Raw genomic sequence first — 20922 nt, 5'->3', positions numbered from 1 at the left:
AAACCGCAGGCCAATTCGCCTACTAATTCGGAATCGTCCCGTGGCCCAATCCGGTATCAAGCAGTTCCTGTCCGAAATCTTCGCCTGGTGGGGCGGCAACACCTGGGGCACGCGCCTCTGGATTCGCCGTTTTGGGGACTACGTTGGCTCCGACGAATTCGGCAATCGCTACTATCAGGATCGCAAGGCGAACCGCCGCTATGTCACCTATGCTGGTGGTTATGCCGACGCCTCTTCGATCCCGCCGGGTTGGCATGGCTGGATGCACCATCGTTCGGATGTCGTGCCGGCAAATGCAAAGTATGAGCCGCGCGCCTGGGAAAAGCCACATCAGCCGAACCTGACCGGCACCGCCGCGGCTTATCGGCCGGATGGCAGCCTGCTCAACAAGGGCGAACGCCCCCGCGTGACTGGCGACTACCAGGCCTGGTCGCCCGAATAAGGGCAGGGCGGTTTGCGTATTTCTTTAAAAACTCTGCTCCGGCCGCTGCTGACAGCGGCCGTTTTGGCCTTGGCGGGCCTGGCTCCTGCACAGGCGCAGCCGCAGGCCAATCCCGTCGCGACTTTTGCCGGGCTCGACAAGATCACGGGACGCATCACCCGCTTTGACGTCTATATCGACGAGACCGTGCTTTTTGGCGCGCTCGAGCTGACACCGCGGGCCTGCTACAGCCGGCCCAGCAACGACACGTTGCAACGGACCTCGGCTTTCCTCGAAGTCGACCAGCGCAGCCTGGATGGCACAACGGAACGAATTTTCACCGGTTGGATGTTTGCCGATAGCCCGGCGCTGAATGCCGTCGACCACGCGGTTTATGATGTCTGGCTGATCGAGTGCAAAACCTCGACAAACGTCCCGCCGCCCGACCAGCGCTGATTTTTTCTCCCATGCGTGTTTAATCCCTGACCGGCCCTTCGTCGCAGAAGGGAAGCGCATTTGCGCGCGGGGAGAACAGCATGTTGCTCAGGGACAAGGTGGCAGTGGTCTATGGAGGAAGCGGCGCCGTTGGCAGCGCCGTGGCGCGGGCATTCGCGCGCGAGGGGGCGGTCGTTCACCTCGCGGCGAGGCGGCTCGAACCGCTCGAAGCGTTGGCCCGGGAAATCCGCGAAGCTGGCGGCAAGGCCTATGCGGGCCGGGCGGACGCGCTCAGTGCGGATTCGGTTGCGGCGCATCTGGAGCAGGTGACGGCCCAGAGCGGGCCGGTAAAAGTCTTCTTCAGCGCCATCGCCTGGGGTGACTCGCAGGGCACAGACCTCGTCGACCACGACTTCGAAACCTTCATGCGGCCGATCCAGACCGGGCTCAAATCCTGGTTCCATGTCGGAACAGCCTATGCCCGCCATATGGGCGAGAACGGGGGCGGTGTGATCCTGGGCTTTACCGCCAATGCCGGTCGGCAGGCGTTCAACCAGATGGGCGGATTTGGCATTGCCTGCGCGTCCGTGGAGCACTTCCTGCGGCATCTCGCGGTCGAGAATGGTCCCAAGGGTGTCCGTTGCTGCTGGGTGCGCTCGCCGGGATCGCCGGATACGCCCGGGATCAAGGAAGTCTGGACTATCCACGCCAAGGAGCGCGGCATGACCTTTGACGAGCTGCATATGGAATTTGCCAGGGATACGCCGCTTCGGCGGATTTCGTCGCTCAGCCAATGCGCGGATGCTGCCGTGCTGCTGGCTAGCGATCTGGCCTCGAGCATGACCGGAACGCTCGCGAACGCTACCAGCGGCGCACAGGTCGACTGAGGGGGAGAGCTGAATGCTGACATTGCCGAAGACGGAAGAGCGCAAAGCTCAGGCTTATGTGTATGTGCCCTTCACCGTGACCATGCGGCAGATGCAGAAGCCGGCAAAGGAAGGCTTTCCGCTGGTGTTCGCGCATGTTGAAGTGCATGGCCTCAGGCCATTGGGCGCCGCCTTCTACAATTACCGGCGCATCAACATGTCTGACACGCTGGACGTCGAGGCCGGCATTGCCGTCGAAAAGCTCGGGCCGGAAGAGGGCAGGGTGAGGAACGGCACGCTGCCACCAGGAAAATTCATCGGGTTGAGCTGGACGGGGCATCCGGATCAGCTGATCACCGTCACCGGCGTGCTGATTGGTTGGGTGAGGCAGACTGGGCAGCAGTTCGATGTCGAGGAAAAACCCGACGGCGATCACTTTGCCTGTCGGCTGGAAACCTACGACACCGATCCGGCCGAGGAGCCGGATATGGATAAGTGGGTGACGACACTGGCTTTCAAGCTGAAGGAGTGAGGGCGGGCTGACTATGCCCGAGCTGCCGCGAAGCCGCCCTCGGGCCTGACCCGAGGGCCACTCGTCGCGGGCACATATCTTGTCTGGTGCTGTTGAGAATGGCCCTCGGGTTAAGCCCGAGGGCGGAACCGTGAGTTGGCGATATCTTGCGTTGACCGTTGCACCGCGCCTTCAGAACATCTCGTCCAGCGTGCAGTAGTAGTGATACTTTTCCTCGTCCCATTCGGCGCCATATACGGCGAGGAATGGCGCGATGTGTTCCTTGCCGATATTGAACTCGATACTGCGGCAGGCCAGGGCCAGGTCCTGCCAGACATCGGCTAGACCCATGCGCCCGCAATCGACCATGCCCGAGAACCGGCCATCCAGCGCCAGCACATTGGGCGTGGAAGCATCGCCATGGGTGACGATGAGCTGTTCGGTGGAAGGGCGATGGGCGCGAAGCCAGTCGAGTATCTGGTCGGTCGTCCACCCCTTACGCTCCCTGTCGAAGTCGGCTTCGTCGACAAGGCCAGCGGCCACGCGGGCTTCGGCTTCAGTCAGACGGGCCTCGATGCCGTGATTGAAGCTGCAGTTGGTCGTGTCGAGCGCATGCAAGCGCTTCAGGCCCTGTGCAAAGGCGCGCACGAAGACTTCGGGCTGACTGGTATAGTGTGTCAGGTCCTCGCCGGGCACGGCGCTCATCAACAGCCAGAGGCGGTCGGCGGACTGTTCGGCGTCGATGACGCGCGGAGCCTTGAAACCCATGCGCGTAAGCCAGTTGAGGCGTTCGATCTCGCCCGGCAATTCGGATAGCGCGTGCACCGGCTCAGATTTCAGGAAAACGGAATTGCCGTCGCCGAGCGTAATGCGCCAGACCGAAGCGCCAGACTCGCCAATAGTGACGGGCGACCATTCGAGGTCGCGCAGGGGCGAGAGGCTTTCCGGGAGGGCTGCGGGCTTGGTCATTGGTGATCCAGGGCGTGCCAGTCGGCGTCGCGCGAGGTCGCGCGGACCAGACGGTCTTCATATTCGGAACGGGTGATCTCGATGCCGCCGAGCGAGGCAAGATGATCGGTGATGAACTGCGTATCGAGCAGTTCGAAGCCGCCGGCATTGAGACGCTCGACCAGGTGCGCCATGGCCATTTTTGACGCGTCGGTGCGGCGGTGAAACATGGATTCGCCGAAAAAGGCAGCGCCGATGGCGAGGCCATAGAGTCCGCCGATGAGTTCGTCGCCATCCCAGACTTCGACCGTGTGGGCGACACCGCGATTGAACAGTTCGCCGTAGACGGAGCGGATCGTGGCGTTAATCCAGGTGGTGTCTCGGTCCGAGCCGACCGTGGCACAGCCTTCGATGACCCCACCCCAATCACTGTCGACGCGAATGTCCCAGCCGGATTTGCGCATGGTCTTGCGCAGGCTCTTGCTGGCGTGAAAGCCATCGAGCGGGAGGATGCCCCGCATGTCCGGGCTGACCCAGAAGATGTCGGTATCCTCAGCGTCCTCGGCCATGGGGAAAATGCCGGCGCGATAGGCGCGCACGATCAGTTCGGGCGTGAGTTCGACGGTAAAGGGGTCGGTGCGCCGGGCCATGCTGGAAATATAAGGGGCGCTGCCGCGCCCCTCAATGCCTTAAGCCTTGTTATTGGCCAGGAAGTTTTCCAGCCAGTGGATGTCGTAATTGCCGGTCAGAATGTCCTGCTCCTTGAGGAGGCGCTGGAACAGCGGCAGCGTGGTCTTGACGCCATCGATGACGAACTCGTCCACCGCGCGACTGAGGCGCTTCAAACACTCTTCGCGGGTGCGGCCATAGACGATCAGCTTGCCGATCAGCGAGTCGTAATAGGGCGGGATTTTGTAGCCCTGGTAGACCGCCGAATCGACGCGGATGCCGACGCCGCCGGCCGGGTGGTAGAAGGTGATGGTACCGGGCGAGGGCGCAAAGGTCTGCGGGTCCTCGGCATTGATCCGCACTTCGATGGCGTGGCCATAGAACTGCACCTGATCCTGCGTCATCGAGAGCTTTTCGCCCGAAGCGACCTTGATCTGCTCGTAGACGATGTCGATGCCGGTGATGCGCTCGGTGACCGGGTGCTCCACCTGAAGGCGGGTGTTCATTTCGATGAAATAGAACTCGCCGTTCTCGTAGAGGAACTCGATCGTGCCGGCGCCGGAATATTTCAGCTTGCGCATGGCGGCGGCGCAGATTTCGCCGATTTCGTCGCGTTCGGACGGCGAAATGGTCGGGCCACCGGCCTCTTCCCAGACCTTCTGATGGCGGCGCTGCAGCGAGCAGTCGCGCACACCCAGATGCACGGCATTGCCCTGGCCATCGCCGAGCACCTGCACTTCGATATGGCGCGGCTTGCCCAGGTATTTTTCCATGTAAACCGAGTCATTGCCGAAAGCGGCCTTAGCTTCGGTACGGGCTGTCGACCAGGCTTCGAGCAAGTCCTTTTCGGTCTTGGCGACCTTCATGCCGCGACCACCGCCGCCGGCCGTGGCTTTGATGAGGACAGGATAGCCGATTTCCTTGGCAGTCTTCTTGGCGTCTTCCTCGGTCTCCACCGCGCCAGCGGAGCCGGGGACCACGGGAATGCCAAGTTCTACGGCGGTCTTCTTGGCCGTGATCTTGTCGCCCATGATCTCGATATGGTGCGCCGATGGGCCGATGAAGGTGACGTTGTGTTCCGTCAGGATTTTCGCAAAGCGGGCGTTTTCCGAGAGGAAACCGTAGCCCGGATGCACGGCGTCTGCGCCGGTGATCTCACAGGCAGCCATGATGGCCGGGATGTTGAGATAGCTGTCGCGCGCGGCATTGGGGCCGATGCACACGCTTTCGTCGGCGAGGCGCACATGCATGGCATTGGCGTCAGCCGTGGAATGGACAGCCACGGTCTGGATGCCCATTTCCTTGCAGGCGCGAAGGATGCGCAATGCGATTTCGCCTCGGTTGGCGATGAGAACCTTATGGAACATGGTCGCCCCCTTACTCGATGACGACGAGCGGCTCGCCATATTCGACCGGCTGAGCGTCGTCCACCAGGATGCGGGTGACGGTGCCCGAACGATGCGCCGGGATCTGGTTCATGGTCTTCATCGCTTCGATGATGAGGACTGTCTGGCCCTCGGAAACTTTGGTGCCGACATCGACGAAGGCAGGTTTGCCCGGCTCAGGCGAGCGGTAGGCCGTGCCGACCATGGGTGACGTCAGCGTGCCGGGATTGGATGCCAGATCTTCGGTCTTTGCTGGTGCCGCGGGGGCTACCGAACCGGCTGGAGCGCTGGGAGCAGCAGCGGCAGGTGCGGCGTGCGGCGCCATGTATTGCATGGGGGCAGGAGCGTAGGCGGGGGCCTCTACAGGGTAGGAGCGCGTAACGCGAACGCGAAGGTCGTCCTGCTCGATCTCGATCTCAGCGAGGTTTTCCTTGTTGAGCAGTTCGGCGATGGCGCGGATCAGGTCCTGATCCACTGATGACTTGGTCATTCTGTCGGTCTCCCGGCTTCTGGCGTGGAAGCGTTATTTGAGTTTTTCGGCCAAGGCCACGAGGGCCAGTTTATATCCAAGCGACCCAAAGCCGCAAATGACGCCGAAAGCGACCGACGACACATAGGAATGGTGCCGGAATGCTTCGCGCTGATGGATATTGGTGAGATGAACTTCGGCTACTGGCAGGTTCACGGCCCGCAGGGCGTCGTGAATGGCGACCGAAGTGTGTGAATAGGCAGCCGGATTGATGAGGATGCCGTCGGCGGTCTTGCGGGCATCCTGAATCCAGGTGACCAGCTCGCCTTCGTGATTGGACTGACGGAAATCGAGGCTAAGGCCGAGTTCATCAGCCGCAGTCTTGCAGAGGTGCTCGATATCCTTGAGCGTTTCAGAACCATAAGTGCCCGGCTCGCGCGTGCCGAGCAGGTTGAGGTTCGGGCCATTGAGGACGAGAACGCGTTTGGTCATGATCCAAGCCTTGTGCACCGGCGCTTTTGACCGGCGCAAGGGCGGTTACACGAAATGCACTAAAAAGCAAAGAAGGCAGAAGCAAGCCGAGGCCGCTAGCTGCACTGGCTCTGCCCGCAGGCACGCATGTCTGCGATACGCGCGCGCAATTCGTCCACGCCGATCGCACCGGGAATGATCTCGTTACCAATGATGTAGGTGGGGGTGCCCGTAATGCCCAGAGCCTGGGCAATTTCATAAGACGCCTGAATGGTTTGAGCGACGTTATCGTCATCCATTTTAGGTTCGAGCTCAGCGGATGACAGGCCCAGGGTTTCGGCAGCCGACAGGGCAACGGCCTTGTCGACCTTGCCACGGCTGGTGAAAAGCGCCTGATGGAACTCCCAGTAGTCGGCATCGGTGGCCCCGACCAGAACACCGACGCGTGCGGCATCGATGGATTCGTTGGAGAGGATGGGGAATTCCTTCAGGATGACCTTGAGGTCCGGGTCTTCAGCGATGAGAGCCGCCATATCGGGCAGCGCGGCACGGCAATAGCCGCAATTGTAGTCAAAGAACTCCACCAGCGTGACGTCGCCATCGGGATTGCCGAGGACGATCTGGTCCGGTGCGTTGAAAATCTTGTCATGGAAGTCGGCCATGGCCGTTTGCGTGCGGACGCTTTCTTCTTTGCGAAGCGTCGCCTCAAGCGCTGTCGATACGCGCTGCAGCACCTTCGGATCGCTCATCAGATATTGCTCGATCAGGGGGTTGAGCACCGCTGGATCGATGGATGCCGCGGTCGTCTGTGGCGCCACCTCGACGGGAGTTGGCGTGACCGAGGCGCTGATGGCTGCCAAGGCGGCCTGTTCCTGCATGATCTGCTCGACGATGGCTCGTACCGCAACGGGATCAGTCTGCGGCTGGGGTTGATTGACCAGGGAATAGCCCAGCGCGCCGGCGAGAAGGCCCGTGGTTGCGGCCAGCACTATGGAAAGGCGATTCATGGTCGGCTCCGGTCGAAACAGTTTTCCATATCTATCAGACCTCAGGCGCGAGTCGCAGCCGGTTGGGGCGATGATGGCGGCTGGGTGTTCAAATGTTGTTGAGAAGCGCGGCGCTTCGGGCTAGGCCGGGGGCAATATAAGGACGATGGCATGACGATTTCCGCCGACGGGTTGATGCCCTTTTTCGCCATGGATATTCTCAAGCGCGCAAAAGCGCTTGAATCTCAAGGTCGTACCGTGTGCCACCTGGAAGTGGGCGAACCCGGTGCGCCGCCGGCGCCGAGGGTGATCGAGGCGGTGTCGAAGGCCCTGCCGGAGCCGCAGGGCTATACCAATGCCAAGGGGCTCACGAGCCTGAGGGAGGCCCTGGCTACCTATTATGAACGGCAACATGGGGTCAGCTTAGACCCGGAATTGATCCTGGCGACGATGGGATCGTCGGCCGGGTTCATCCTGGCTTTCCACACGGCGTTCAGGCCGGGCGCCCGCATCGCCATCACCCGGCCGGGCTATCCGGCCTATGTGAATACGCTGCTGGGTCTGGGCTTCGGCATTGCGGAAATTCCGGTGAGTGCTGAGAATGGCTGGCGCCTGACCGGCGCCCAGATCGAGGCGGCACACGCGGGACAACCCTTCGACGGGTTGCTGTTTGCCAGTCCGGCCAATCCGACCGGCGCGTCAGTCGATCGCGAACAGCTTGCCGACATTGTGGCGACATGCGCGCGGCTGGGCGTGACCTTTATATCGGACGAGATCTACCATGGACTGGACTATGCAGGTCCTTCGGTCAGTGCGCTCGAGCTGACGCGCGACGCCATCATCATCAACAGCTTCTCGAAATACTATTGCATGACCGGCTGGCGCATCGGCTGGATGGTGCTGCCGGAAAGCCTGATCCGGCGTGCGGAAATCCTGCAGCAGAACCTGTTCATCTCGGCGCCGACCCTGAGTCAGATTGCGGCGACGGTGGCGCTTGGTGAGCGCGACTATTCGGAAATGCAGAAGGCAGCCTATTCGCAGAACCGTCGATTGCTGGGGCAGGGGCTTCGCGAGCTGGGTTTCGACCTGCCTGCCGATGGCGACGGGGCCTTTTATGCCTATGCCGGGATCAGCCGGTTCTCAAATGATGCGATGGATTTCTGCCTCACCATGCTTGATCGCGCCGGTGTCGCGGCGACCCCTGGGATCGACTTTGACCGGACAGACGGCAACGGCTTCGTGCGGTTCAGCTATGCGGGTACCGAGCGCTCAGTCGAAGAGGCGCTGGAGCGGATGCGGGTGTTCCTGGCGACGGGTGGCTAGATGGGCAGTATTCCAGTTCTGACAACAGAGCGCCTGTTGCTCCGTGCGCCCACCATGGCGGATTATCCCGCCTACGCGGAATTCATGGCGTCGGAACGATCGCGGATGATGGGCGGACCGCATCTGCGCTGGGCTGCGTGGGGGATGTTCTCGAGCGATGTCGCCATGTGGGAGCTCTATGGCCACGGCGCGCTGATGGTTGACCTCAGGGACACTGGAGAGTGCGTGGGTCAGGTCGGGATCAATCACGGGCCGATGTTCCCCGAAAAGGAACTGGGCTGGATGCTCTATGACGGTTTTGAGGGCAGTGGCTTTGCCACCGAGGCCGGTGGTGCGTTGAAAGATTGGGCGTTCGACGTGCTCAAGCTTGATACCCTTGTGAGCTACTTCGATCCAGAGAACCACAAGTCGATGGCTGTGTCGGCGCGGCTTGGTGGCGTCCGCGACGATGCGGCGACGCCCCAGGACGAGGGCGATGTGGTTTACCGATATTTTGCTGGGCACTGAGACGCTGTGCTTTTGTTCAGTGTCATTGCCCGGCTTGACCGGGCAATCCATGCGGCGGCTTGCGCGTAGACGTGGACCACCCGGTCAAGCCGGGTGGTGACGAAGAACGCGTTGGCTTTCGGGTGAGCTCGGAGAGGCCCTCGGGGCAGGCCCGAGGGTGGCACTGTGGGTTTTGCGGCAATGGCGCATACCCCGAAATGAAAAGGGCGGCCCGAGGGCCGCCCTTGCTGTTTCTAGCCGAGGCCGAGGCGGCGCTGCCACCAGCCGGCCTTTTTCTTCGGCGGCTCGGTCTCGCCTTCGGCGGGGGGCGCTGCCTGCTCGGCGGGGGCCGGGCTGGAGGTGACCACGACGCCTTCAGGCGGCAGTTCCTTCTTCACACGGCGGGCACGGGCCGGCTTCTCTTCAGCGGCAGACGCTTCGGCTGCCGGGGTTTCGGCGACGGGCGCCTCGGCTGCCGGAGCTGCGGCCTTGGCCTTGCGAGCGCGCGGTGCCTTGGCCGGGGCGGCTTCGGTGACCGCCACATCGGCTGCGACTTCCGCCGTTTCAGCTTTCTTGCGTGTCCGCGGCTTGCGCTTGGGCTTTTCGTCTTCGCCCGGCGCAGCAGAGGCATCAGTGGTGGCTTCAACCGGAGTGGTTTCAGCGGGTGCCGATTCCTCGGTTTCAGCAACCTTCTTGCGACGGCTGCGCTTGGGCTTTTCTGCCGAAGCGTCGGCTTCCGGAGCTGCTTCGACCGCGGGTTCGGCATTCACCTCGACATGGTCGACAACCGCATCCACCGGAGCGGAGACAGCAGCTTCGGCGGTTTCGCCAGTGCCGTCACCATTCTGATCACGGCGGTTGCGACGCCCACCACGACGGCCACGACGGCGACGACGGCGGTTTTCGCCATCAGCATCACCCTCGGCGCGTGCGGATGCCTCGTCGCTACCCTCGCCTTCGTCCTCCGAGTCGCCTTCTGCGTCGGCATCGGAACCGGTGGCGCCATCTGCTGCCTGCTGGCTCGGCTGATCTCCGCCACGACCACCGCGACGACGACGGCGGCGGCGACGACGACCATTGCCTTCGCCCTCGCCCTGCTCAGTGGTGCGGACCTCGGCTTCTTCGGTCTCCTCGACTTCGACTTCGGCATCGTCTTCTTCTTCGACGATGTCCTCGATGACGGCGCTATCAACCCGGACGTGGGCGGCCGCACGCTGATCGGCATAGGCCGAAACGCGCGTTTCGCCCTTTTCGATAGCGAACTGGTGGCCGGTCATCTTGCCGTCTGCAGTGATGGTGATGCTGAGGCTGTTGCGCACTTCAAGCTGCGAAAGAGTCTCGCGCTTGTAGTTGAGGATATAGAGCGCGACTTCGACCGGAACGCGGACGTTGATCGACTGGCCCTGCTTGCGCAGAACGTGATCCTCGATGTGGCGCATGATCATCAGCGCCAGCGACTCGACCGAACGCACGAGGCCCGTGCCGTCGCAGATCGGGCACTTGTGGGTCGAGCTTTCGACCACGCCGAAGCGGATGCGCTGGCGGCTCATTTCCATGAGGCCAAAATGGGAGATGCGGCCGACCTGGATGCGGGCGCGATCATCCTTGAGGCAATCCTTGAGCTTGCGCTCGACCGCCCGGTTGGAGCGGTTCTCCATCATATCGATGAAGTCGATGACGATGAGGCCGGCCAGATCGCGCAGGCGGAGCTGGCGGGCGACTTCCTCGGCCGCTTCCAGATTGGTCTGGAGGGCGGTGTCCTCGATATTGTGCTCCTTGGTGGAGCGGCCTGAGTTCACGTCGATCGAAACAAGCGCCTCGGTCGGGTTGATGACGATATAGCCGCCCGAGGGCAGGGTGACCGTCGGCGAGAACATCTGGTCGAGCTGGTTCTCGACGCCGAACTTGGAGAAGAGCGGCTGCTCTTCACCGTACGGCTTCACGTTCTTGGCGTGGGACGGCATGATCATCTTCATGAAGTCCTTGGCCTCGCGATAGGCATTTTCGCCGGCCACGAGAACTTCATCGATGTCCTTGTTGTAGAGGTCGCGGATGGTGCGCTTGATCAGCGAGCCTTCCTCGTAGACGAGGCATGGCGCCGAGCTTTCCAGCGTCAATGTGCGCACGCTTTCCCACAGGCGCATCAGGTACTCGAAATCGCGCTTCACCTCGGCCTTTGTGCGCGAGGCACCGGCGGTGCGCAGGATCACGCCCATGCCCTGGGGCACTTCGAGATCGGCAGTGATTTCCTTCAAGCGCTTGCGGTCGGCAGCATTGGTGATCTTGCGCGAAATGCCGCCGCCACGGGCGGTATTGGGCATGAGCACGGAATAGCGACCGGCAAGCGAAAGGTAGGTGGTCAGGGCCGCGCCCTTGTTGCCGCGCTCTTCCTTGACGACCTGCACCAGCATGACCTGGCGGCGCTTGATGACTTCCTGGATCTTGTACTGGTGGCGGCGCTGCTGGCTGGAACGGCGACGTTCCGGCACTTCCTCGAGCGCGTCCGCGCCGCCGATCGATTCGACCGGTTCGGTATTGGCGGGGGCCTGCTCGATATGGCTGGCGTCGCCCGGCTCCTGCGGGTCGGCCTCCGCGTCAGGCTCGGTCACACCCTCGGGCAGCGAGATATTGTCCTCGGCCTCGTCGTGGTGCTCTTCCTCGTGCTCTTCGTCGCGCAGCAGGGCTTCGCGGTCGGCCACCGGGATCTGGTAATAGTCGGGGTGGATTTCCGAGAAGGCGAGGAAGCCGTGGCGATTGCCGCCGTATTCGACGAAGGCAGCCTGCAGGGACGGTTCGACCCTGGTCACCTTGGCGAGGTAGATATTGCCTCGTAGCTGGCGGCGGGCCGCCGATTCGAAATCGAACTCCTCGAGACGGTTACCTGAGGTAACGACAATCCGCGTTTCTTCCGGGTGGATGGCATCCACCAGCATTCTTTTGGTCGCCATATTGAGCTCCGCGCACCCGCGCGCCGACAAAGGGGAACCGGATAGCCGGCATCCTGTTCGTGGCGCATTGCGGGGCGAATAGGTTTGATGTTTGGCGGCGCGAACCTCTCACGTTCAGCGCCCTGGTGTGTTCGGTCTTGGCCGGCGAATAAGGCGAAGCAAAGCGGCAATCGGTAGTCTCGATCGCGTCGCGCTCTGTTCGCCAGCGGGCCATATGACCTCTTCCTTTTGGATGTCAGGCCGTCGGCCTGACACCGTCCGGTCCGGCTGGACCGAAATTCGTTATTGCAGGCCGTAGAACCGCAACTTCCGTTCCGGGCCATAGGGGGCGAAGTGATTGCCCCGAAAACGACCGCGAAACACACGTGCCTGCTCCCTAAGCGTGTAGAAAAGTTGCACCCGAATGGCAACAGGAAAGTCAAATTGGTGTCAGCCGAGCGGATTTACCACCTCATTCCTTGGCCCATGGCGCAAATCATCGCATAAGGCCACATCTGCCGAAGAATCGCCGTATCTGCGCGGCAACTAGCGGCCCAGTCTCTGGGGAGCCGGTCGACGTCTTGACCAAGAATTTTCTGATACGCCTTGCACTGGGCGCCCTGGCCGTCCTGGCCAGCCTTGTCTTTGCCCAGGCGCAGGATGCGGCCGTACTGCCTCCTTTGCCCAACGTGATCGACGCGCGGGTTACCGCGACGGCCGACAGGGCCCGACTGGTGGTCGACCTCGCCGAGCGCACGGCCTTTTCCTTCGTTTCACTGGAAGATCCCGATCGGTTGGCGATCGACGTGCGGGCTGGCACCTTTTCGGTGCCAGACCCCGAAGGCGCACCGGAAGAGGGATTGGTCGAGGCCTATGTCATCGAGCAGGCCGCTGCAGATCGTGTCCGGACGACGTTGACGCTGCGTGGGCCTGCTCAGGTCCAGCAGGCCTATGTTCTGGACGCTTTTGACGGTCAGCCTGCCCGCCTTGTGGTCGACATCATTCCGGCTACAGCCGAGGAGTTTGCGGCCAATGTCGAGCGTGACAAGCAAGCGTCCGAGTCGGTGGCCGCGCCGGCTGTGTCCACGCCGGCCGGTGGTTCGGAAGTTGCCAGCGACAGCCGCCCGCTCGTCGTCATCGACCCCGGCCATGGCGGTATCGACAGCGGCGCAGAGACCGCCGAGGGCGTAAAGGAAAAGGACATCGTCCTCGCCTTTTCTCTGCGTCTTCAGGAACTGCTGGTCGCGTCCGGCCGGTTTGACGTCGCGCTGACACGCGAAGACGATTCTTATCTCCGCCTGGAGGAGCGGGTCGACCTCGCCCGTGCCAACAAGGCGGATCTGTTCATTTCGCTGCATGCCGACAGTTTCCAGCAGCCCGAGATTCGCGGGGCCTCTGTGTATACGCGCGATGAGAACGCGACAGACGTGCTCGACAAGGTGCTTGCCGACAACGAGAACGCCTCGGATGTGATCGCCGGTTTCACCATGCCGACGACGATGGCCCCCGAAGTGGTCGATATTCTGCTCGACCTGATGCGCCGCGAAATGCGGGTGCAATCCTATGACGCAGCCCAATCCATCGTGCACCAGCTTGAACCAAGCGTGCAGCTGCGGCGTTTTCCGGTTCGCCAGGCGGATTTCTTTGTGTTGCAGGCCCCCGATGTGCCTTCGGTTCTGGTGGAACTGGGTTTCCTGTCCAATGCCAACGACATGGCCAACCTGATGCAGTCGGACTGGCGGGATCGCACCGCAGAAGCCATTGCCCGCGGTATCTCGACCTATTTCGATGGCCTGGAGGAAGAACAGTGAGGCGCGCTCGAGTGATGAACAGGGCGACGTGCTTCTGCTATGATTCCGGCATGACCGCTTTCGCGTCCGGGAGGGTCTGACCAGATGTTTCGTCTGCTTGGATGGCTGTTCGGTTTCGGCATGTTTGTCGCCCTCGGCGGGGTCGGCGTTGCGGCCGTGTATCTGGTCGCGGTGACGGCGCAACTGCCCGACTATACCGTGCTTCAGGACTATCAGCCGCCGGTGACGACGCGCGTGCATGCGGCCGATGGCACGCTGCTCGCTGAATATGCGCGCGAGCGCCGCCTGTTCCAGCCGATCGAGACGGTACCTCCATTGGTGGTGGAAGCGTTCCTCTCGGCCGAGGACAAGGATTTCTACAGCCATAGCGGCATTGCCGTGGATGGCGTGATCCGCGCGCTGCGCGACAATGTGTTGGCGCGGCTCGACGGGGACAGTTCCATCCAGGGTGGCGGCTCGTCCATCACGCAGCAGGTGGCCAAGAATTTCCTGCTGACGTCGGAGCAGACCTGGGATCGCAAGATCCAGGAAGCGGTGCTGGCACTGAGGATCGAGTCGACCTTTTCCAAGGACAAGATCCTCGAGCTCTATCTCAACGAAATCTTCCTCGGCCTTAATTCCTACGGTGTGGCGGCAGCGGCACTCAATTACTTCGACAAGGCGCTGTACCAGTTGACGCTGCCGGAGGCCGCCTATATCGCGGCGCTACCCAAGGGGCCGAACAATTATCATCCGTTCCGCCGGGCGGAAGCGGCTATCGAGCGCCGCAACTGGGTGATCGATCGCATGGTCGAGAATGGCTACGTGACCTATGAAGAAGCGTCTGCCGCCCAGAAGGAGCCGCTCAATGTCATTCCGCGCGCTGCAGGCAGCCAGCTCTATTCGGCCGAGTATTTTACCGAGGAAGTACGGCGCGACTTGGCCAAGCTTTATGGCGAGGACCAGCTTTACGGTGGCGGGCTTTCGGTGCGCACGACCCTCGAGCCACGACTGCAGGAATATGCGCGCCGGGCATTGATGGACGGTCTTGTCGATTTCGACCACCGTCGCGGTTTCCGCGGGCCGGTCGCGAGTATCGAGCTGGGTGAAGATTGGGGCACGGCGGTCGCGGCGATTGCTCCGCTGAGCGACGTGCCCGAATGGCAGCTTGCCGTTGTGCTGGAAGTGGGCGGCAACCAGGCGCGCATCGGGTTGCGGCCGGACAATGATGTCGACGGTGCCATTGCCAGCGACCGTATCGAGGGGACCTTGTCGGGACCCGAGATCAAGTGGGTTTCCCAGCCGGTGCAGGATCTGCTCAAGGTTGGCGACGTCGTCTATGTTTCGCCGGTGTCCGGTCAGAGCGGCGTCTACACGCTGGAGCAGGTGCCCGAGATCGAGGGGGCGCTCGTGGCCATGGACCCGCGCACGGGGCGCGTGTTGGCCATGGTCGGCGGCTTCTCCTTCGCCGAAAGCGAGTTCAACCGCGCGACGCAGGCCTTGCGGCAGCCGGGCTCGTCGTTCAAGCCCATCGTCTATGCCGCAGCGCTCGACAATGGCTATACGCCGGCCTCGGTGGTGCTCGACGCGCCGGTGGAAGTGCGGATGTCCGATGGCTCGGTCTGGCGACCGGAGAACTACTCGCAGGAATTCTATGGCCCGCAGACGCTGCGGCGTGGCATCGAGCGCAGCCGCAACGTGATGACTGTGCGGCTGGCGCGCGACATAGGCATGCCGCTGATCGCCGACTATGCACAGCTCTTCGGCATCTATGACAATATGCAGCCCGTGCTGGCCATGGCTCTTGGCGCCGGGGAAACCACGGCCATGCGCATGACCGCCGCCTATGCGACCATCGCCAATGGCGGGCGCAAGATCGTGCCGACGCTGATTGACCGTATTCAGGATCGCTACGGCGAGACCGTTTACCGCCATGACCAGCGGGTCTGCGAGGGCTGCGAGGCGACGGACTGGCACGGGCAGGGGGAACCCCGCATTCTCGACAACCGCCCGCAGGTGCTCGACCCGATGACGGCCTACCAGATCACCTCGATGATGGAAGGCGTCGTGCAGCGCGGCACGGGCACCAAGGCCAAGGCACTCAACCGCCCGGTCGCGGGCAAGACGGGCACAACCAACGACTACAAGGACGCCTGGTTCGTGGGCTTCACGCCTGAATTGGCCGTCGGCATCTATATTGGCTACGACCAGCCGCGCTCGATGGGTTCGGCCTCGACCGGCGGCGATATGGCCGTGCCGATCTTCACCAGCTTCATGGCCAACGCGCTGCAGGGGAAGCCCGCTACGCCGTTCAACGTGCCTGCGGGCATGCAGACGGCATGGATCAACCCGTCCACAGGCGTAAAGGCCTTCGAGGGCGAGGCGGCCATTGCCGAGGCCTTCAAGCCGGGTACGGGGCCGAATTTGATGACTTCGGTCATTGGTCTCGATGTCCAAGCGTTCGATGCCATGCAGCGCGAGCAGATGATGCAGCAGCAGTATGGCGGGGGCTATACGACGCAACCGAGCGGCAATGGCACCTTCCTGGACCCCAGCTTCGAGCAGTCGCCCGGCCGCTGGTGAGATCGTCGCGCAGGCTGTTGCGCGGCGCAGACTTCTCGGCTAGGAACCGTGCCCGTGCCCCTCTGGCGGAATGGTAGACGCAGAGGACTCAAAATCCTCCGCCGCGAGGCGTGCCGGTTCGAGTCCGGCGGGGGGCACCAGTTCCTCGAAATTGTCGCCTTGACGCAATCCCTGTGCCGCTATGAGCCACGGGGCAGCATTGTTTTTGCGCCAGATTGACGCCTTCGTAGGTGAGGCGTATGCAGTCGCTCGTCATTGCCCAGCCTCCAGCGCCCGTCCAGCCGGCACCGCAATTTCCGCGGTGTGAATTGGTCCCCCCGGCCGACTGCCAGCTTTTTCGACAGCAGCCGGATATGGGGCCAGAGCTATGACGCGCCCATTGTTGTTTTCCGGAGCGTTCGCATGAACCCCCATTCCACCCGCCCACTTTGGCAGCGGTTTGCATTTTTCCTCGTGCCGCTGATGGCTTCGAATATCCTTCAGGCGCTCTCTGGCACGGTCAATTCCATCTATGTTGGACAGATGATCGGCGTTGAAGCCCTGGCGGCGACCGCGACGTTCTTCCCCATCATGTTCTTCCTGATGAGCTTCATCATCGGCTTGTCCTCCGGCTCGACGGTGCTGATTGGCCAGGCCTGGGGCGCGCGCGACATCAACAAGGTCAAGCAGATCACCGGGACAACGTTGACTGCAGCTATTGTCCTGGGACTTGCCGTGGCGGTGTTTGGCGGTATTTTCACCGAACAGATCATGACTGTCCTCGGTGCGCCCGAAAACATCCTGCCGATGGCGGTCAGCTATGCGCGGATCGTGCTGATCGGCATGCCCGGCTTCTTTCTGTTCCTCGTCGTGACCTCGGTGCTGCGTGGGGTGGGCGACACGATCACACCCTTGCTGTCACTGATCATGTCGATGGCCGTGAGCCTCGTCGTAACTCCCGCCCTGATCCAGGGGTGGTTCGGCCTGCCGCAATTGGGCGTCGATGCCGCTGCCTGGGCCATGATCGCCGGCTTTGTGACCGTGCTTGTGTTCCTGTTCGTCTATATGCGAGCGCGGAACATGCCGATGGCTCCTGACGCCGTTCTGCTCGGAGCCATGCTGCGCCCGGACTTCAGGCTGCTTGGGCTGATCCTGAAGCTTGGTGTTCCGGCGGGTCTGCAAATGGTCATCTCGTCCATCGCCGGTATCGTTGTTGTCGGCCTCGTCAATCGCTTCGGCTCCGATGCAACGGCAGCCTATGGCGCGCTGGGGCAGGTGATGAGCTATGTCCAGTTCCCGGCCATGTCGATTGGCATTGCAGCCTCGATCTTCGCCGCACAGGCCATTGGCGCCCGCCGCAATGACCAGTTGGGCGAAATCACCCGTACGGCCCTGGTCCTCAATCTGATCATAACCGGCGGCCTCATCATTCTTGCCTATCTGTTCAGCCAGCACCTGGTGGCGCTGTTCATCACCGATCCGGCCGTGGTTGAGCTGACTGAGACACTCCTTCATGTCGTGCTGTGGAGCATCCTGTGCTTCGGCTGGAGCGTGATCTTTTCGGGTATCATGCGTGCCAGCGGCACTGTCTACGCGCCGATGATCCTGTCGCTGGCCTGTATCCTGCTGATCGAACTGCCGGGCGCCGTCTGGCTGAGCCAGACCAGCCTGGGGCTGACCGGTATCTGGGTGGCCTATGCGGCCAGCTTCACCGCCATGCTGGTGCTGCAGGCCGCCTGGTATCAGTTCGTATGGAAGCGCAAGAAGATCGAGGCGCTTGTCTAGGGCGCGGTAACACGATCAACGCCAATGGCCCGCCCGGCAGATCGTCGGGCGGGCCATTCTATTGCTGCTGGTTGCCCGAAAGCTCTCCTTGCCGACTGGGGCCTCGGGCCGGAAAACGAAAAGGGCCCCGTGGGGCCCTGCATTGCCGAAAACTATTGGCCGGAAAGCTCAATTCTCGCCAAGGATCATGCGGATAGCGCGCTTGCCACCAGGGGCGAAGACGTCGACTTCGACGTGAACCGGGTCCTGGGCCATGCGACGGGTTCGGGCCGAGAGGGCCATGACCACGCCTAGCAAATCGCCCACAGAACGCTTCTGGCGCGGCAGCATGCGCTCCGTCATGCCCGAGAGTGCCTTGTTGCGAACCTTCATATCCGGCGAAGCGAGAGGCGAACGACCAACGAAGTTGGCCAGTTCGATCAAGGCATTGCGGTCACTCATTGGGCTACTCCATACACAAGCACCAATTGATCCCAGAAGCGGCAAACACGCGCCGCCTGTCTGCTCTGGACCTCACTGAGGTCCGTCCAGCCGGCGGTTGGTCCGCCGTGCCGGAATTTGCCTCAGCCCTGCATCGCCAGGCACGACATGTCCTGGTCCTTGAGCTGGTTACACATGGTGGTAGCGGCATCGCGGTCGCCAAAGCCGACGAAGCGGGCGCGGTAGAAGGTCTGGCCATTCTTTTCGAATGGCTCGACATAGGAGCGGAAGTCACCGAGCGAACCAACCTTGCCGGCCGCATCGGAGAGCATGGCGCGGGCACTGGTTTCGGACGGGCCGGCACCGATCTGGACGATCCAGCCGCTGACTGGGGCCGCATCGGCAACCGAACCGGAATGCATCAGGTCAACCGGCTGGCCGGAGGCAGCGGGAGCAGCACCATCGTCGACCGATCCCGGCGGGAGGAGCGGGCTGGAGGGAGCAGTCTGGCCAAGGGCGGCCGGAGGAGCACCAAGGTTGTAGGTTTCGCTCAGCCACGCACCGATCACGTCCTGGTTGGGATAGATGGCTTCGGGCTGGCTCGGCGCTGCAAGGACGGCGGCGGCCTGTGCTGCCGACGTGAGGCCAAGGTCGGTCGGGGCGGGAGTCGGCATGCCGACGGGGCTGGCCGATGCCAGGGCAACCTGCGGCTGAGCGCCGTTGTTGGCAACCAGCTCTGCCAGGCGGAAGTCGGGCATGGGCGTGGGCATGGCGAAGGTCGGCTTGCGGGGCTGGGCCAGTGCGAACTGGGTGTTGCCCTGACGGCCTGGAACCGGAACCATGGCGGTCTGCAGGTAGTCGCCGCGGCGGCCCTTTTCGAGGTAGTTCGAGACCAGCTGGCGAACTTTTTCGTCACGCGAGGCGGCCGAATTGAAGCCGAAGGCGACGACGACGATGTGGCGATCGTTCTTGCGGGCCGCGGTCAGCAGGTTCGAGCCGGCGGCGTTGATATAGCCGGTCTTGATGCCGTCGACGGCGCCCATATAGCCCAGCACGCGGTTGTGGTTGCCATAGGTCTTGCCACCATAGCGGAAGCTCGTGGTCTGGAAGAACTCGTAATACTGCGGGAAGTGCTGGTAGACGGCGATGCCGAGGATGGCCTGGTCGCGCACGGTGGTGACCTGGCCACCATCGGGCAATCCCGAAGCGTTGCGGTAGGTCGTGCTGCGCATGCCCATGGCCCGGGCCGTGGCGGTCATGCGCTCGGCGAACTTGGATTCAGTGCCCGAGATATGCTCGGCGATCACGCGGGCCATGTCATTGGCCGACAGCGTGACGAGGGATTTGATGGCGTCTTCTACCGAAATCGTCGAGCCGGCGCGCAGGCCGAGCTTGGTCGGCACTGCCGAGGCAGCATGCCGGGAGACGGTCATCTTGGTGGAGAGGCTGAGGTTCCCGGCCTGCAGCTCCTGGAAGAGCACATAAAGCGTCATCACCTTGGCGACAGAGGCCGGGTAACGCTTTGAATCTGCTTGCTCTTCGTAAAGAATGCTACCGGATTTCGCGTCGACGACAATGCCCGCATACTTGCGGAGATTTTCGATCGCGTGAGCAGGTGCTGCAGCTGAGATGCTGACGGTCAGAACAAAAGCAATGGCCGCGACAGCACGGAAAAAGACGACGTGAAAGGGGGTCTTAGCCAGGAAAATCACCCGGTACTCCAATTACTTATCGGACTTCTGCCCGTACGCACACATTCAACGCAGCCGGCCCTCGCGTGTCCCCAAACCGCGAAATTCCAGCCCTTGTGCAGGTTAACGATCGCCCGTTACGAAACCGTAAAATGTGATCGATTTCTGACGGTCTGGCTCAATTGGGCAACAGACTGCCCGCGCCAGGGCCGCCTTGGGGGTGAAAAAGGTTCCCTGACGGGGACTTCGGGCCTGGTCACATTTTCGGGATGGGTTGGCCCTTAACACGGGCCTGATTTTGCCTACATAATGGGTCCAACCCACTGCTTCGTTTCCTCTGGCGACAGAGCGACTGCCATGACCATGACTCCCTTACTGCCTCACCCGACCCTGCCGTCCGAAATCCGGCCGCAGACGCTTTCGCGCCTCACCGCTGGTCCCAAGGACGACGATGGCGGCCGCCGGGGCGGGAACGATGCCGATTTCGAAACCGGGACGGTGACCAAAACGCGTCCCAAAACCAAGCGCCCGAACCTCTATCGGGTGCTACTACTCAACGACGACTACACGCCGATGGAATTCGTCGTTCTGGTGCTCCAGGACGTCTTCAACAAGTCACGCGAAGACGCCATGCGCATCATGCTGCACGTACACCAGAAGGGGGTGGGTGAGTGTGGCGTATATCCATACGAGGTTGCCGAGACCAAGGTGACCCGCGTGATGGATACGGCTCGCAAGAACCAGCATCCGCTGCAATGCGTGATGGAAAAACAGTAG

19 protein-coding genes and 1 tRNA gene are annotated in these 20922 nt (G+C 62.2%); 11 read left to right on the top strand and 9 right to left on the bottom strand.

The window, feature by feature from the left end; all coding sequences use genetic code 11:
- Positions 1 to 55: 55 nt before the first annotated feature.
- The 4 genes from MQW79_RS03075 to MQW79_RS03060 all read left to right on the top strand — a co-directional run bounded on the left by MQW79_RS03075 (position 56) and on the right by MQW79_RS03060 (position 2254).
- The gene (locus MQW79_RS03075; RefSeq protein ID WP_476588175.1) at positions 56 to 442 is read left to right on the top strand and encodes an NADH:ubiquinone oxidoreductase subunit NDUFA12; all 387 of its coding nucleotides are present in this window, start codon (positions 56 to 58) and stop codon (positions 440 to 442) included.
- Between the two features lie 12 nt (positions 443 to 454).
- A complete protein-coding gene (locus tag MQW79_RS03070; RefSeq protein ID WP_476586767.1) occupies positions 455 to 877 on the top strand; it encodes a DUF2155 domain-containing protein in 423 nt (140 codons plus the stop codon).
- An 80-nt stretch (positions 878 to 957) separates the two neighbouring features.
- The gene (locus tag MQW79_RS03065) at positions 958 to 1743 is read left to right on the top strand and encodes an SDR family NAD(P)-dependent oxidoreductase (RefSeq protein ID WP_476586765.1); all 786 of its coding nucleotides are present in this window, start codon (positions 958 to 960) and stop codon (positions 1741 to 1743) included.
- Positions 1744 to 1756: 13 nt separating this feature from the next.
- On the top strand, positions 1757 to 2254 hold the full coding sequence (locus tag MQW79_RS03060) for a GyrI-like domain-containing protein (RefSeq protein ID WP_476586764.1): 498 nt from the start codon (positions 1757 to 1759) through the stop codon (positions 2252 to 2254).
- A gap of 171 nt (positions 2255 to 2425) precedes the next feature.
- On the opposite strand, the gene MQW79_RS03055 is transcribed toward MQW79_RS03060, so the two are convergent.
- The 6 genes from MQW79_RS03055 to MQW79_RS03030 form a co-directional block, all read right to left on the bottom strand.
- A complete protein-coding gene (locus MQW79_RS03055) occupies positions 2426 to 3202 on the bottom strand; it encodes an APH(3') family aminoglycoside O-phosphotransferase (RefSeq protein WP_476586763.1) in 777 nt (258 codons plus the stop codon).
- Positions 3199 to 3831: a leucyl/phenylalanyl-tRNA--protein transferase gene (aat, locus tag MQW79_RS03050; RefSeq protein ID WP_476586762.1), complete on the bottom strand. Its 633-nt coding sequence runs from the start codon at positions 3829 to 3831 to the stop codon at positions 3199 to 3201. The genes MQW79_RS03055 and aat overlap by 4 nt, the downstream gene beginning before the upstream one ends.
- Positions 3832 to 3870: 39 nt before the next feature.
- Positions 3871 to 5217 (bottom strand): acetyl-CoA carboxylase biotin carboxylase subunit, encoded by a 1347-nt coding sequence (accC, locus tag MQW79_RS03045; RefSeq protein ID WP_476586761.1) that lies wholly within the window; start codon positions 5215 to 5217, stop codon positions 3871 to 3873.
- Between the two features lie 10 nt (positions 5218 to 5227).
- Positions 5228 to 5725 (bottom strand): acetyl-CoA carboxylase biotin carboxyl carrier protein, encoded by a 498-nt coding sequence (accB, locus tag MQW79_RS03040; protein WP_476586760.1) that lies wholly within the window; start codon positions 5723 to 5725, stop codon positions 5228 to 5230.
- Between the two features lie 33 nt (positions 5726 to 5758).
- Positions 5759 to 6196, bottom strand: a complete 438-nt coding sequence (gene aroQ / locus MQW79_RS03035) for a type II 3-dehydroquinate dehydratase (RefSeq protein WP_476586759.1) — start codon at positions 6194 to 6196, stop codon at positions 5759 to 5761.
- 95 nt (positions 6197 to 6291) lie between these two features.
- Positions 6292 to 7182 carry a DsbA family protein gene (locus tag MQW79_RS03030; RefSeq protein WP_476586757.1) on the bottom strand — a complete coding sequence of 297 codons (891 nt, stop codon included), beginning with the start codon at positions 7180 to 7182 and terminating at the stop codon, positions 6292 to 6294.
- Between the two features lie 150 nt (positions 7183 to 7332).
- Between MQW79_RS03030 and MQW79_RS03025 the strand changes: the two genes are divergently transcribed.
- Positions 7333 to 8484: a pyridoxal phosphate-dependent aminotransferase gene (locus MQW79_RS03025; protein ID WP_476586756.1), complete on the top strand. Its 1152-nt coding sequence runs from the start codon at positions 7333 to 7335 to the stop codon at positions 8482 to 8484.
- Positions 8485 to 8991: a GNAT family N-acetyltransferase gene (locus tag MQW79_RS03020; RefSeq protein WP_476586755.1), complete on the top strand. Its 507-nt coding sequence runs from the start codon at positions 8485 to 8487 to the stop codon at positions 8989 to 8991.
- A gap of 233 nt (positions 8992 to 9224) precedes the next feature.
- Here MQW79_RS03020 and MQW79_RS03015 read toward each other — a convergent pair whose 3' ends face one another.
- Positions 9225 to 11918 carry an Rne/Rng family ribonuclease gene (locus MQW79_RS03015; protein WP_476586753.1) on the bottom strand — a complete coding sequence of 898 codons (2694 nt, stop codon included), beginning with the start codon at positions 11916 to 11918 and terminating at the stop codon, positions 9225 to 9227.
- Between the two features lie 560 nt (positions 11919 to 12478).
- On the opposite strand from MQW79_RS03015, the gene MQW79_RS03010 reads away from it, so the two are divergent.
- From MQW79_RS03010 to MQW79_RS02995, 4 genes are all read left to right on the top strand, one after another.
- Entirely contained in the window at positions 12479 to 13708 is a 1230-nt protein-coding gene (locus tag MQW79_RS03010) for an N-acetylmuramoyl-L-alanine amidase (protein ID WP_476586751.1), read from the top strand.
- 84 nt (positions 13709 to 13792) lie between these two features.
- Complete coding sequence (locus tag MQW79_RS03005) at positions 13793 to 16270, top strand: penicillin-binding protein 1A (protein ID WP_476586749.1); 2478 nt, start codon at positions 13793 to 13795, stop codon at positions 16268 to 16270.
- A gap of 56 nt (positions 16271 to 16326) precedes the next feature.
- Positions 16327 to 16410: transfer RNA gene (locus MQW79_RS03000), tRNA-Leu, on the top strand.
- A gap of 262 nt (positions 16411 to 16672) precedes the next feature.
- Positions 16673 to 18034, top strand: a complete 1362-nt coding sequence (locus tag MQW79_RS02995) for an MATE family efflux transporter (RefSeq protein ID WP_476586748.1) — start codon at positions 16673 to 16675, stop codon at positions 18032 to 18034.
- Between the two features lie 168 nt (positions 18035 to 18202).
- Here MQW79_RS02995 and MQW79_RS02990 read toward each other — a convergent pair whose 3' ends face one another.
- Both MQW79_RS02990 and MQW79_RS02985 read right to left on the bottom strand, forming a co-directional pair.
- Complete coding sequence (locus tag MQW79_RS02990; protein ID WP_476586746.1) at positions 18203 to 18475, bottom strand: hypothetical protein; 273 nt, start codon at positions 18473 to 18475, stop codon at positions 18203 to 18205.
- 122 nt (positions 18476 to 18597) lie between these two features.
- Positions 18598 to 20166: a serine hydrolase gene (locus MQW79_RS02985; protein ID WP_476586745.1), complete on the bottom strand. Its 1569-nt coding sequence runs from the start codon at positions 20164 to 20166 to the stop codon at positions 18598 to 18600.
- Between the two features lie 336 nt (positions 20167 to 20502).
- Here MQW79_RS02985 and clpS point away from each other — a divergent pair, with 336 nt between their 5' ends.
- Positions 20503 to 20922 (top strand): ATP-dependent Clp protease adapter ClpS, encoded by a 420-nt coding sequence (gene clpS / locus MQW79_RS02980; protein ID WP_476586744.1) that lies wholly within the window; start codon positions 20503 to 20505, stop codon positions 20920 to 20922.

It is taken from the genome of Devosia sp. Micro-HW1 (genome assembly GCF_056341075.1).
This window is presented reverse-complemented; position numbering and strand designations above follow the sequence as displayed.